This window comes from Bradyrhizobium sp. NDS-1 (genome assembly GCF_032918005.1).
In the GTDB taxonomy this organism is placed as follows: domain Bacteria; phylum Pseudomonadota; class Alphaproteobacteria; order Rhizobiales; family Xanthobacteraceae; genus Bradyrhizobium; species Bradyrhizobium tunisiense.
In genome coordinates, this window is sequence record NZ_CP136628.1 from 1,871,904 (window position 1) to 1,884,745 (window position 12,842).

General features: G+C 65.4%; 11 protein-coding genes. 8 read left to right on the plus strand and 3 right to left on the minus strand.

Annotated elements, in window-relative coordinates; all coding sequences use genetic code 11:
- The first annotated feature begins 535 nt into the window (after window positions 1-535).
- The 4 genes from pgm (at window position 536) to RX330_RS08895 (ending at window position 5,235) form a co-directional block, all read left to right on the plus strand.
- Window positions 536-2,182: a phosphoglucomutase (alpha-D-glucose-1,6-bisphosphate-dependent) gene (gene pgm, locus RX330_RS08880; protein WP_317242752.1), complete on the plus strand. Its 1,647-nt coding sequence runs from the start codon at window positions 536-538 to the stop codon at window positions 2,180-2,182.
- 256 nt (window positions 2,183-2,438) lie between these two features.
- Complete coding sequence (locus tag RX330_RS08885) at window positions 2,439-3,488, plus strand: aromatic ring-hydroxylating dioxygenase subunit alpha (protein WP_317242753.1); 1,050 nt, start codon at window positions 2,439-2,441, stop codon at window positions 3,486-3,488.
- 3 nt (window positions 3,489-3,491) lie between these two features.
- Window positions 3,492-4,244 (plus strand): GntR family transcriptional regulator, encoded by a 753-nt coding sequence (locus RX330_RS08890; protein ID WP_212092097.1) that lies wholly within the window; start codon window positions 3,492-3,494, stop codon window positions 4,242-4,244.
- A gap of 10 nt (window positions 4,245-4,254) precedes the next feature.
- Window positions 4,255-5,235, plus strand: a complete 981-nt coding sequence (locus RX330_RS08895; RefSeq protein WP_317242754.1) for a PDR/VanB family oxidoreductase — start codon at window positions 4,255-4,257, stop codon at window positions 5,233-5,235.
- A 64-nt stretch (window positions 5,236-5,299) separates the two neighbouring features.
- Here RX330_RS08895 and RX330_RS08900 read toward each other — a convergent pair whose 3' ends face one another.
- Together RX330_RS08900 and RX330_RS08905 are read right to left on the minus strand one after the other, a co-directional pair.
- The gene (locus tag RX330_RS08900) at window positions 5,300-7,261 is read right to left on the minus strand and encodes a putative bifunctional diguanylate cyclase/phosphodiesterase (protein WP_317242755.1); all 1,962 of its coding nucleotides are present in this window, start codon (window positions 7,259-7,261) and stop codon (window positions 5,300-5,302) included.
- Between the two features lie 252 nt (window positions 7,262-7,513).
- Complete coding sequence (locus RX330_RS08905) at window positions 7,514-7,879, minus strand: nuclear transport factor 2 family protein (RefSeq protein ID WP_317242756.1); 366 nt, start codon at window positions 7,877-7,879, stop codon at window positions 7,514-7,516.
- Between the two features lie 100 nt (window positions 7,880-7,979).
- Between RX330_RS08905 and RX330_RS08910 the strand changes: the two genes are divergently transcribed.
- From RX330_RS08910 to hemC, 3 genes are read left to right on the plus strand one after another with little or no spacing between them, the layout of a single operon-like run.
- Window positions 7,980-8,570 carry a TetR/AcrR family transcriptional regulator gene (locus RX330_RS08910; RefSeq protein ID WP_212092101.1) on the plus strand — a complete coding sequence of 197 codons (591 nt, stop codon included), beginning with the start codon at window positions 7,980-7,982 and terminating at the stop codon, window positions 8,568-8,570.
- 54 nt (window positions 8,571-8,624) lie between these two features.
- Complete coding sequence (locus tag RX330_RS08915; protein WP_212092102.1) at window positions 8,625-10,247, plus strand: GMC family oxidoreductase; 1,623 nt, start codon at window positions 8,625-8,627, stop codon at window positions 10,245-10,247.
- Between the two features lie 24 nt (window positions 10,248-10,271).
- Window positions 10,272-11,252: a hydroxymethylbilane synthase gene (gene hemC / locus RX330_RS08920; protein WP_212092103.1), complete on the plus strand. Its 981-nt coding sequence runs from the start codon at window positions 10,272-10,274 to the stop codon at window positions 11,250-11,252.
- Window positions 11,253-11,401: 149 nt separating this feature from the next.
- Here hemC and hemE read toward each other — a convergent pair whose 3' ends face one another.
- On the minus strand, window positions 11,402-12,436 hold the full coding sequence (gene hemE / locus RX330_RS08925) for a uroporphyrinogen decarboxylase (RefSeq protein ID WP_317242757.1): 1,035 nt from the start codon (window positions 12,434-12,436) through the stop codon (window positions 11,402-11,404).
- Between the two features lie 106 nt (window positions 12,437-12,542).
- Between hemE and RX330_RS08930 the strand changes: the two genes are divergently transcribed.
- Complete coding sequence (locus tag RX330_RS08930; protein ID WP_212092105.1) at window positions 12,543-12,758, plus strand: hypothetical protein; 216 nt, start codon at window positions 12,543-12,545, stop codon at window positions 12,756-12,758.
- Window positions 12,759-12,842: the final 84 nt, after the last annotated feature.

A 12,842-nucleotide genomic window follows, 5' to 3' on the forward strand; every position in this document is an offset into this window, starting at 1 on the left:
CCAATTCGCGGGGCGAGGGAGGCCAGAAGGAAAGTTCGGCTCCCGGGAGAGCACGGCATAAGCCGTCCGACCATCGCGCAGGGAAGGCCGAGTGATCGGCACCACCTGTATGCTGCTGTGCGGTTCTTCCTGCGTGCGCATGTCGCGCAGCGGACCGCGGGTGCCTGTCGGCACCCGGCCTTCCCTGCGCCCTCTTGGTTTAAAGAGGGTGGAGCGACCAGGCATAGCTCGGGCGAAACACGCCGCGAGGCTGCGAGTGCATGTCATCATTGAAGATCCCAACATCGATGATGCAGGCTCGGATTCATGACCATCACCCTTCGAGGCTCGACCACGATGCTACGCACCGCATGCCTCGCACCGCCAGCGACGACCGCTTCGCGGTTGCGCGGCTATGACGTTCTCTGGGCGCGGACTTTCGCTGCAGTCATCTCCCCAAGGAACGGCCACCCCGCCGCGCGAGTTGTGCCCTTGGCGGGGGCCCGGCCGATGCTATGGTGCTCCGCGATTTCTTGCGACAGGACGAGGTACTTCAGTGGCTGATGTTCATCCCGCGGCAGGCAAGCAGGCTTCGCCGGACACGCTCACCAATATTCCGCGGCTGGTGACGGCCTATTTCGCCGGCAAGCCCGATATCACGGATCCCGCGCAGCGGGTGGCGTTCGGCACCTCCGGTCATCGCGGCACCTCGTTCAAGAACACGTTCAACGAGGGCCACATTCTCGCGACCACGCAGGCGATCTGTGACTACCGAAAGGAAAAGGGGCTGACCGGTCCGCTCTTCATCGGCATCGACACCCATGCGCTGGCCGAGCCGGCGCTGGTCAGTGCCGTCGAAGTCTTCGCCGCCAACGGCATCGACATCATGGTCGACAAGGACGGCGGCTACACGCCGACGCCGGTGATCTCGCACGCGATCCTCACCTACAACAAGGGCCGCACCTCCGGCCTCGCCGACGGCGTCGTCATCACGCCCTCCCACAATCCGCCGGAAGACGGCGGCTACAAATACAATCCGCCGCATGGCGGACCCGCCGACACGGATGTCACGGGCGTCGTCGAGAAGCGTGCCAACGCCTATCTGGCCGACGGCCTCAAGGGCGTGAAACGCGTCGACTACGACAAGGCGAAGAAAGCCGCGAACGTCCACGCCTACGACTTCATGACGCCCTACGTCGCCGATCTCGGCCAAGTCGTCGATCTCGATCTGGTCAAATCCGCCGGCATCAATATCGGCATCGATCCGCTCGGCGGCGCGGCGGTGCATTATTGGCATCCGATCATCGAGCGCTACGGCCTGAAGGCCACGGTGGTGAACGAGGCGATCGATCCGACCTTCCGCTTCATGACGGTCGACTGGGACGGCAAGATCCGCATGGATTGCTCCTCGCCTTACGCGATGGCGAGCCTGATCGCGATGCGCGACCGCTTCGACGTCGCTTTCGCCAACGACACCGATGCCGACCGCCACGGCATCGTGACGCGGACCGGCGGCTTGATGAATCCCAACCATTATCTGGCGACCGCGATTTCCTATCTGTTCGCGCAACGGCCGAACTGGAGCAGGGATGCTGCGATCGGCAAGACCGTGGTGTCGAGCTCGATCATCGACCGCGTCGCCAAGAAGCTCGGCCGCAAGCTGGTCGAAACGCCGGTCGGCTTCAAATGGTTCGTCGACGGCCTTCTGACGGGCGGCTTCGGCTTCGGCGGCGAGGAGAGTGCGGGGGCCTCGTTCCTGCGCCGCGACGGCGGGGTGTGGACGACCGACAAGGATGGCGTCATCCTCGGCCTGCTCGCCGCCGAGATCATGGCCAAGACCGGCCGCGATCCCAGCCAGCTGTTTGGCGACCTCACCGCCGAGTTCGGCGTGCCCCATTACGCGCGCATCGACGTCGCCGCGACTGGGCCGCAGAAGAACATCCTCAAATCCGTCACGCCCGAGCAGCTCGGCCTGAAGGAGCTCGCCGGCGATCCGGTTCGCGCCACCCTGAGCAAGGCGCCCGGCAACGGCCAGCCCTTCGGCGGCATCAAGGTCGAGACTGATTTCGGCTGGTTCGCCGCCCGGCCCTCCGGCACGGAGGACGTCTACAAGATCTACGCCGAGAGTTTCCGCAGCCCCGAGCACCTGAAGCGGATTCAGGAGGAGGCCAAGGCGGGGCTGGCCAAGGTGTTCGGGGCGTAAGACGCCGAGAGGAGGGTACGCCGCATCCTCCGCTGTCATCACCCGCGAAAGCGGGTGGTCGAGTACGCTGCGGCTCCAGTTGTGTGAAGCCAATGTCCGGCGGCGTACTGGATTCCCCGCCTTCGAGGGGAATGGTTGTGGATGTATACAGTATCCTGACTATAGGTATCCAAGTACATAAAATTTAGCCTTGAACGGTTCAATTCCTCCGCTATTGTATACATAACGCATACATAAGCCCGTGGGAGTGAGATCGATGACAAAACCCTTCCCGATGAACGCCTGGTACGCCGCCGCCTGGGACGCCGAGGTGAAGCCGGCCCTGTTGCCGCGGACGATTTGCGGCAAGCACATCGTCATGTACCGCAAGGCCGACGGCTCGGTGGCTGCGCTGGAGGACGCCTGCTGGCATCGGCTGGTGCCGCTGTCGAAGGGCCGGCTCGAAGGCGACACCGTCGTGTGCGGCTATCATGGTCTGAAGTACAACGCGCAAGGCCGCTGCACCTTCATGCCCTCACAGGAGACCATCAATCCGTCGGCCTGCGTCCGCGCCTATCCCGTGGTCGAACGTCACCGCTACATCTGGCTCTGGATGGGCGATCCCGCGCTGGCCGATCCCGCGCTGGTCCCCGACATGCACTGGAATCACGATCCGGCCTGGGCCGGCGACGGCAAGACCATCCACGTCAAATGCGACTACCGCCTCGTGCTCGACAATCTCATGGACCTCACCCACGAGACCTTCGTGCACGGCTCCTCGATCGGTAACGAGGCCGTCGCCGAAGCTCCGTTCGACGTCACCCATGGCGAGAAAACCGTGACCGTGACGCGCTGGATGCGCGGCATCGAGCCGCCGCCGTTCTGGGCCAAGCAGCTCGGCAAGCCCGGGCTCGTCGACCGCTGGCAGATCATCCGCTTCGAAGCGCCATGCACCATCGCAATCGATGTCGGCGTGGCGCCGACAGGCACCGGCGCGCCCGAGGGCGACCGCTCACAGGGCGTCAACGGCTTCGTGCTCAACACCATCACGCCCGAGACCGAGAAGACCTGCCATTATTTCTGGGCCTTCGTCCGCAACTATCAGCTCGGCGAGCAGCGCATCACCACCGAGATCCGCGAGGGAGTTTCCGGCATCTTCCACGAGGACGAGCTGATCCTCGAAGCGCAGCAGCGTGCCATGGACGAGAATCCCGATCGCATCTTCTACAACCTCAACATCGATGCCGGCGCGATGTGGTCCCGCAAGCTGATCGACAAGATGGTGGCGAAGGAAAGCGCGCCGCAGCACCTTCAGGCCGCGGAGTAGCTCATGGCCGAGCGTGAGGTCGACCGCTCCGTCTCGCAGACCGTGAAGGCGCAGCTCGCGCTGCGCGACCAGATCCTGTCGGGCGCGCTGCGGCCCGGCGAGCGCATCTCCGAGCTTCAGGCCGTGGAAACCACCGGGGCCTCGCGCACCCCGGTGCGCATGGCGCTGGTGCGGCTGGAGGAGGAGGGCCTGCTGGAAGCGATCCCCTCCGGCGGCTTCATGGTGAAGGCGTTCTCGGAGCGCGACATCTCCGATTCCATCGAGCTGCGCGGCACGCTGGAAGGCCTTGCCGCGCGCTTTGCCGCCGAGCGGGGCGTCTCCGCGCGTGAGCTCGAGCCGTTGAAGGAGTGCCTGGCTGCGATCGACGAGCTGTTGCGCCAGGTGCCGATCTCGATCGAGGCCTTCTCGTCCTACGTCGCGCTGAACGCGCGCTTTCATGCGCTGCTCACCGAATTGTCGCGCAGCCCGCCCTTGATCCGCCAGATCGACCGCGCCTCGGCGCTGCCGTTTGCATCTCCAAGCGGCTTCGTGATGGCGCAATCCGCGCTGCCCGAGGCGCAGCAGATCCTGATCATCGGGCAGGAGCACCATCGCGTCGTCATCGACGCCATCGAGAACCGCGAGGGAGCGCGCGCCGAAGCCGTCATGCGCGAGCACGCGCGGCTCGCCGTGCGCAACCTGCGCCTTGCGCTGCGCAACCGCACCCATCTCGACCTCTTGCCGGCGCTCGCGCTGATCAAGACCGCAACCGAGTGAGGCAATAGCCATGCGCTTCATCGAAACCTGGATTCCCGCGACGCTGGTCTCGACCCGCGATCTCGCCCCCGGCATCCGTGAATTCCTGATCCGCCCCGATCAGTTCGAAGCCACGGGCTATCCGGTCGGCAGCCACATCAATGTCAGCGTCACCATCGGCGGCCTGCCGGAGACGCGGTCCTATTCGCTGGTCGGCGAAGCCGCCCCGCAAGGCCTCAAGATCGCGGTGCGCCGCGCCGAGGATTCCCGCGGCGGCTCGCGCTACATGTGGTCCTTGCAGTCGGGCGCACGGCTCGAGATCACGCAGCCCGCCTCGCTGCTTGCCGTCGACTGGACGCGCGAAAGCTACTGCCTGATCGCGGGCGGCATCGGCATCACGCCGATCCTCGGCGCCGCGCAGGCCCTGGCGCGGCGCGGGGCCGACGTCACGCTGCATTATGCGGTGCGCTCGCGCGGCGAGGCCGCCTATCTCAACGAACTCGTCGCGATGCTCGGCGATCGTCTGGTCGTTCATGCCAGTGACGAAGGCCGCCGCCTCGATCTCGACGCGCAGTTCGCCTCGCTCCCCAAGGGCGCGCTCGCCCTGTTCTGCGGCCCGATGCGGATGCTCGATGCCGCACGCCATGCCTGGATCGGCGCCGGCCATCCGCTGCCCGATCTGCGCTACGAGACCTTCGGCTCCAGCGGCACGCTGCCGACCGAGACCTTTCGCGTGCGCCTGAAGGGCTCCGACGTCGAGCTCGAAATCCCCCGCGAACGCTCCATGCTGGACGTGCTCAACGCCAGCGGCCATGACGTGATGTACGACTGCAAGCGCGGCGAATGCGGCCTCTGCGCCATCGACGTGGTCGAGGTCGACGGCGAGATCGACCATCGCGACGTCTTCTTCAGCGATCATCAGAAAGAGAGCAACCAGAAGATCTGCGCCTGCGTCTCCCGCGCGCGGGGCACCATCACCGTGGATACGCTGCTGCGCGCGGATGCGATCTGATGGAGAGCTCGTTGGAGGGGTGGACGCCGCCGCGGTCGTCGCTCAGGTCAAATCTTGGTTGCACCTACGCCGCGAAATTCGCCCGATACTTTTTCGTTTCCAGCAGCGCCAGCACGCCGTCCGCCAGCACCGGCCGGCTGATCAGATAGCCCTGCGCTTCGTCGCAACCGATCTGCCCGAGATATTCGAGCTGGTCGGCGGTCTCGACTCCTTCGGCCACCACGCCGATGCGCAGATCACGCGCGAGGCCGACCACCGATTTCACGATTGCCGCGCAGTCGGGCTGCACCAGCATGTCGCGGATGAAGGACTGGTCGATCTTGATGCGGCTGAACGGCAGCTTGCGCAAATAGGTGAGGGCGGAGAAGCCCGTCCCGAAATCGTCCAGCGCCACGTTGACACCGAGCTGCAGCAGTGCGTTCAGGACCGACTCCGCCGCGCCGTATTTCGACAGCAGCATCGATTCCGTGATCTCGATCTCGAGCCGGTGCGGGGCGATCTTGGCATCGCCGAGCGCCTGTACGATGCTTTGGAGGACGCTGGCGTTGTGAAACTGCGCCGCGGAGAAATTCACGGCGACCCTGATCTCATCAGGCCATCTGGCGACGGCCGCGCAGGCGCGGCGGATGACCCATTCACCGATCTCGTGGATCAGCCCGGTCTCCTCCGCAATGGGGATGAATTCGCTCGGCGGCACCAGTCCGCGCTGCGGATGTTGCCAGCGCAGCAGCGCCTCGAAGCCGGTAATGCGGCTTTCGTCGAGATCGAGGAATGGCTGGAACACGAGGAACAGCTCGTTTCGCGCGATCGCGCCGGCGAGGTCTGATTGCAGCGCCTTGCGATCGCGCGAGACCCTGTCGTCGGCTTCCTCGAAGAAGCGGATCATGCCCGGTCCCGCCTTCTTGGCGCGGTAGAGCGCGGCGTCGACATTCTTCATGAGGTCGAGCGGCGTCGTGCCGTCGCGCGGTGCCAGCACGATACCGACGCTGGTCGCGCCCACGATCTGGCGGCCCTCGATCTGGAACGGTCTCTCGAAGGCCGCGACGAAGCGCTCGGCGATCTCGAGTGCTTCCTCGGGGCGCGCCAGATTGGCCATCACCAGTGCGAACTCGTCGCCGCCAATGCGCGCGACATGTTCGGCCGCGCGCGTGCAGCGCCGCAGCCGGCTTGCGACCTGGACCAGGAATTCGTCGCCGGCAGGATGGCCGAACTTGTCGTTGACCTCCTTGAAGCGATCGAGATCGAGCAGGAGCACCGCGAACTCCTCGCCGGACAAGGCCAGTCGCCTCAGGGCGGCATCGAGCGTTTCGTTGAAGGCGACGCGGTTGGGCAGATGGGTCAGAGGATCCAGCCGCACCGTCCGCTCCGTCTCGATCTGCCGCATCACGCGACGCGCAAACGTGAACGAATTGACGAACACGCCGCGCAGCAGCACGCTGCCATAGACCACGACGAGAAAGGCGATCAGCAGGAAAGCCAGGTCGCCGTTCCGGCCGAGGCAAATGGCGATGCCGAGGAAGATGGGCGCCGTGAAGGCGATCGCGGCGATCGGGATGGTGGCGAAGGCGAGGGCGCCGCCGGCCAGCATGCCCGAGCACAGGCAGGTGATGACGAGCTGCCCGCCGGTTGAGGCATCGGCGAAAAAGGCGACCGGGACGATGCCCCAGGCGGCGCCGAGGACGAAGGCGTTGCGCACCAGCCGCTGCATGGCACGGCGCGACACGAATTGCGGCTTGGTGATGCGGCGCGCGGCGCGGGATTGCAGGCCGAACGCGATCGCGGCGCTGGCCACGGCGACCGCCCAGATCAGGGCAGGTATCCTGTCCGGCGACTGCCACAGCGCGATCGCCAGCACGATGGCGTTGCAGGCATTGGCGAGCATGATGCCGACCGAATAGCCCAGCACAAGCGACATCTGCTCGGCGCGGATATGCCCGGCCACGGCTTCGTCGGTTGCGGGACCGCCAAAGGCCGACAGATCGCCGGCGAGCAGCCGCGCGAGATAACTGGTCGTTTGAGTCCGCATTCCAGAGCCTACCAGCTTGGGTCGTTCGTCCGGCGCGAAGCTGAGAATTCGCTGCAAAACTTTGACGAACTATGAATTATCCCCGGCTGCGGCGCTCGCCGTGACCACTTCTGCGTGTTCGAACCACGGTATCGATAACAAATCGATACAAATGCGTGATGGGCGGGAAATGTTCGCCACCATCTCCGCGGTCAAGCCGGGCCATGACACCGATCGCAAGGCGGGCGCGGTGAAGCACCCCGGCCCAGACACTCACCGCCCCAGCTGCTTGGGGTCGTAATAGAACCGCTCCTCGATCAGCTTGTCGCCGCGCCAGGTCTGCCAGGCGATCTCTTCCAGCGTTCGTGTGACGCCCTCTGCGTTGGTGAAGCTGAACTTCCAGCGGGTCGCAACATGGTCGCCCTCGATCAGGCTCGGCCCGATGCGGACCGCCTTGACCTCCCTCGACGCCGCAAGCACGCCGCGCTCCTTGGCGACGAGCTTGTCGCGCCCCACCGTCGGCGCGGCATTGTTCTCATAGGTCGCGGCGTCGGGTGTGCAGAATTGCTCGATCGCGCCGATGAAATCTCCGGTCTCCAGCCGCTTGGCAAAAGCTTCGACGATGTCACGGCCCGGCATGGCGCACCTCACGATAAAAACCGACTGATGGTCGGTAAATACCGACCGGTGGTCGAAAAGTCAACTGGCTGCCTGATTCGAATTCGACTAGACGAGACACATGGCAAAGCAGGCGGAGCGGCGGGCGGCGACATTGGAAGCGATCCTGACGGCGGCACGCCGCCTGTTCGGGACGCAAGGCTTTGCCGCAACCACGATGGATGAGATCGCGGACGACGCCCGCATCGCCAAGGGCGCGGTCTATCATCACTTCAGGAACAAGGAGGCGGTGTTCGAAGCTGTGTTCGACCAGGTCTCGCGCGACCTCGTCGCGGAAATCGACGGTGCCGCGCGTGCCGAGAAGGACGTGCTCGCCGCGATGGTCGCCGGCACCCAGCATTATTTTGCCGCGACGGCGAAGGGGCCGACAGGCCAGATCATCCTGCGCGACGGCCCGGCCGTGCTCGGCTGGGAGCGCTGGCGCGAGATCGACGCCAGGCATTTCGGCGGCAAGCTGCCGCGTGCGCTTGCGGTGGCGATGGAGGCCGGCCTGATCGCGCGCCAGCCGGTCGAGCCTCTGGCGCGGCTGCTGCTCGGCGCGGTGACGGAAGCCGCGGTTGCCTGCGCCGGACGCGCGGATATCGCAAGGGCGGGCGCGGAATACGCCCGTGCGTTCAAGTCGCTGGTCGAGGCGCTGCGCGTGCGGGAATGATTGTGCTAAGTGACGCAACGGAAACGTCCACAGCAACAAGAAGACTAGCAACAAATGACCGCAAGCTCCCTCACACCCTCCGATCCCGAATTCGACTACATCATCGTCGGCGCCGGCTCAGCCGGCTGCGTGCTCGCCAACAGGCTCTCGGCGAACGGCCAGCACAGCGTCCTGCTGCTCGAGGCCGGCCCGAAGGATTCCAACATCTGGATCCACGTCCCGCTCGGCTACGGCAAGCTGTTCAAGGAGAAGAGCGTCAACTGGATGTATCAGACCGAGCCGGAGCCCGAGCTGAAGGGTCGCCAGGTGTTCCAGCCGCGCGGCAAGACGCTGGGCGGCTCGAGTTCGATCAACGGTCTGCTTTATGTCCGAGGCCAGCACGAGGACTATGACCGCTGGCGCCAGCTCGGCAACGCCGGTTGGGGCTATGACGACGTGCTGCCCTATTTCAAGAAGGCGGAAAACCAGTCGCGCGGCGCCGATCAATATCATGGCACGGGTGGGCCGCTGCCGGTGTCCAACATGGTCGTGACCGATCCGCTGTCGAGGGCTTTCATCGACGCTGCGGTCGAGACTGGTCTGCCCTACAACCCCGATTTCAACGGTGCCACACAGGAAGGCGTCGGCCTGTTCCAGACGACGACGCGCAACGGCCGCCGCGCCTCGACCTCGGTGGCCTATCTCGGTCCGGCAAAGACCCGCGGTAATCTCAAGATCGAAACTGGCGCGCTCGGCCAGCGCGTGCTGTTCGAGGGACGCCGTGCCGTCGGCGTCGAATATCGGCAAGGCGCGCAAACCCGCCGCGTACGCGCCCGCAAAGAGATCGTGTTGTCGAGCGGAGCCTACAATTCGCCGCAGCTGCTCCAGCTCTCCGGCGTCGGCCCCGGCGACCTCCTGCGCAAGCACGGCATTGATGTCGTGCTGGATGCGCCGGGCGTCGGTCACGACCTTCAGGACCACATGCAGGTCCGTATCGTGATGCGCTGCTCGCAGAAGATCACGCTGAACGACACCGTCAACCATCCGCTCCGCCGTACCATGGCTGGCGCGCGCTATGCGCTGTTCCGGAAGGGTTGGCTGACCATCGCGGCCGGCACCGCGGGCGCGTTCTTCAAGACCAGCCCGCGGCTGGCCTCGCCCGACATCCAGGTGCATTTTCTCCCGTTCTCGACCGACAAGATGGGCGAGAAGCTGCACGACTTTTCCGGCTTCACTGCTTCGGTTTGCCAGCTTCGCCCCGAAAGCCGCGGAACCTTGCGCATCCGGAGCGCCGATCCGACGGTGCCGCCGGAGATCCGCATCAACTACATGTCGACCGAGACCGACCGCAGCACCAACGTCGAAGGCATCAAGATCCTGCGCAAGATCCTGAATTCGCCGGCGCTGAAGCCGTTCGTGGTCAGCGAGTACGACCCTGGCGCGAAGGTATCCACGGATGCCGAGATATTGGATTATTGCCGCGAGCGCGGCAGCACCATCTACCATCCGACCTCGACCTGTCGTATGGGCAACGACGCGCTCGCGGTGGTCGATCAGCGGTTGAAGGTGAGGGGTCTCGAAGGCCTGCGCGTCGTCGACGGCTCGATCATGCCGGACCTCGTGTCCGGGAACACCAATGCGCCGATCATCATGATCGCCGAAAAAGCCTCCGACATGATATTGGAGGATGCGCGTTAATTCGCGGCTCGAAAGGACGACAGCTTGGCTATTCGACTTCGGATCGGCACCCGCAAGAGCGCGATGGCGCTGGCACAGACGGAAGAGATCGCGCGCCGCCTGACCGCCGCCGTGCCCGGCCTCGACGTCGAGATCGTCAAGTTCGACACCACGGGCGATCTCGACCAGACCAGCAAGCTGTTGCCCCATGGTGGCAAGGGCGGCGCCTTCGTGGCGCAGATCCGCGCCGCCGTGCTGTCGGGCGAATTGCAGGCGGCGATGCATTCGCTGAAGGACATGCCGGGCAACGAGGATACGCCGGGCCTCGTCATCGGCGCTACGCTGTCGCGCGATCCGGCCAGTGATGCGCTGGTGCTGCGGGACGGCGTAACACTGGAGGCGCTGCGCCAGTCCCGGGGCAAGGGGTTCAAGATCGGCACCAATGCCGTCCGCCGCGCCGCCTATGCGCGACGGCTGTTTCCCGAGATCGAGATTATCCACTTCCGCGGCGCGGCCGACACGCGCGTGCGAAAACTCGACAATGGCGAGAAGCAGCGCCTGCCGGATGGCGGCGCCGTCGGCCCCGCCGACGCGCTGATCATGGCGCGCTCGGGCCTCGACCGCGTCGGGCTCGCCGGTCGTATTGCGTACGAATTCACCGCGACGGAGATGTTGCCCGCGGCGGGGCAGGGCATCGTCGCCGTCGAATGCGCAGCGCAGGACTGGCCGACGCGGCAGATCCTCGCATCGATCGACGATCCCGCCGCGCATGCCTGCGCGGATGCCGAGCGCGAGGTCTTGTGGGTGCTGAACGGCCACTGCAATTCACCGGTGGCGGGCTTCTCGACCATCGCGGGTGATCAGATGTCGCTCACCGCATCCGTGCTCGATCTCTCCGGCAACACCATCATCGAGGCCTCGCGCGCCGGTCCCGCCAATCGCCCGCGCGAGCTCGGTCGTGCCGTGGGACTGGATTTGCTGGGCAAGGGTGCCGCCGAGATCATCGAGCGCAGCCGGCCGCGCTGAGCCTCATCGCGAAACACCGCGCCTGTTTTGCCCGACGCGTCAAACGCGTCTGAGCCGCCTCATGCCGGCCCAGCTTTTTCAATGACTTGTCTACTGTGCATGGGGTTGTTTTCGCGTTTTTGTGCGACCCGATCACAACGGCTCGTCCCTTAGCCCCGCACGCGCTTGATCATCTGCTCGACATGGGCGATCGGCGTTTCCGGCTGGATGCCGTGGCCCAGGTTGAAGATGAAGCGCCCTTGCGCGAAATTGGCCAGCACGTTGTCGACCGCGCGGTCGAGCGCGGCGCCGCCCGTGATCAGCACCAGCGGATCGAGATTGCCCTGCACGGCGACCTTGCTCTGGACGCGCTCGCGGATGAAGGCCGGCTCCGCCGTCCAGTCGATGCTGACGGCGTTGACGCCGGTCGCCTCGACGTAACCTGGCAGCTGTGCGCCGGCACCGCGCGGGAAGCCGATGATCTTCGCATCCGGCACCCTGGCCCGTACGCCGTCCACGATGCGCCGCGTCGGCTCGACCGACCATCGCGCGAATTCGACCGGCGGCAGCACGCCGGCCCAGGTGTCGAAGATCTGCAAGGCGTTGGCGCCGGCGGCGAGCTGCGCCAGCAGATACTCGATCGAGTTCTCGACGAGTACGTCGATGATTCTCGCGAACGCCTCCGGATGCCGGTAGGCCATCATCCGTGCCGGCCCCTGGTCGGGCGTGCCCTGACCGGCGACCATGTACGTCGCGACCGTCCACGGCGCGCCGCAGAAGCCGATCAACGCGACCTCCGGGGCGAGCGCGGCGCGCACGAGCTTGAGCGCCTCGAACACCGGCGCGAGCTTGCCGAGATCGGCGCGCGGTGCCAGCGTCGCGACCTTTGCGGGATCATCCAGCGGGTCCAGCCGCGGACCCTCGCCGACCTCGAACCGGACCGAGCGGCCGAGCGCATGGGGGATTACCAGAATATCCGAGAAGATGATCGCGGCATCGAAGCCGAACCTGCGGATCGGTTGCAGCGTCACTTCGGCCGCAAGCTCCGGGTTGAAGCAGAGATCGAGGAAGCCGCCGGCTTTGGCACGCACCTCGCGATATTCCGGCAGATAGCGGCCGGCCTGCCGCATCATCCACATGGGCGGGATGCTCTGACGCTGACCGGAGAGCACGTCGATGAAGGGCTGTTTTGCAGATTGGGGCACGAATGGTCCTGAACAGGGTTATGGCTCCTGATACACCGCCTAGGCCCCCAGCGGAACAGGGGAACCAGTGCAACATGGCCGCGTTGACCCGCCGATGGAGGACATCATGGCTGAGACATTCAATCCCGCGCCGCATGACAAGCACGCCGACGATCTGCACGAAGCACTTGCTGCCGACCGCCACGCCAAGCTCGACGCCGGGCTGAAAGACACCTTCCCAGCGTCCGATCCCGTGAGCGCCGCCCAGCCGACGCCCTCGAAGGCCGATGCCGATGCCGAAAATCCCTCGCTCTGGGACAAGGTTAAGGCCATCTTCAGCTAGGCGAAGCCGACGCGGAATTTCGATCGGCTTACTAATGTGCTGTTAGCGATGCGCGGATCCGAGCGTCCGTACGACTACGGAAAA

Bases quoted from the DNA above. Each gene is read 5' to 3' on its own strand.
- RX330_RS08900 (WP_317242755.1), bottom strand. From the start codon at position 7,261: ATGCGGACTCAAACGACCAGTTATCTCGCGCGGCTGCTCGCCGGCGAT.
- RX330_RS08930 (WP_212092105.1), top strand. From the start codon at position 12,543: ATGGCTGAGACATTCAATCCCGCGCCGCATGACAAGCACGCCGACGAT.
- RX330_RS08915 (WP_212092102.1), top strand. From the start codon at position 8,625: ATGACCGCAAGCTCCCTCACACCCTCCGATCCCGAATTCGACTACATC.
- RX330_RS08885 (WP_317242753.1), top strand. From the start codon at position 2,439: ATGACAAAACCCTTCCCGATGAACGCCTGGTACGCCGCCGCCTGGGAC.
- RX330_RS08910 (WP_212092101.1), top strand. From the start codon at position 7,980: ATGGCAAAGCAGGCGGAGCGGCGGGCGGCGACATTGGAAGCGATCCTG.
- RX330_RS08890 (WP_212092097.1), top strand. From the start codon at position 3,492: ATGGCCGAGCGTGAGGTCGACCGCTCCGTCTCGCAGACCGTGAAGGCG.
- RX330_RS08895 (WP_317242754.1), top strand. From the start codon at position 4,255: ATGCGCTTCATCGAAACCTGGATTCCCGCGACGCTGGTCTCGACCCGC.
- RX330_RS08905 (WP_317242756.1), bottom strand. From the start codon at position 7,879: ATGCCGGGCCGTGACATCGTCGAAGCTTTTGCCAAGCGGCTGGAGACC.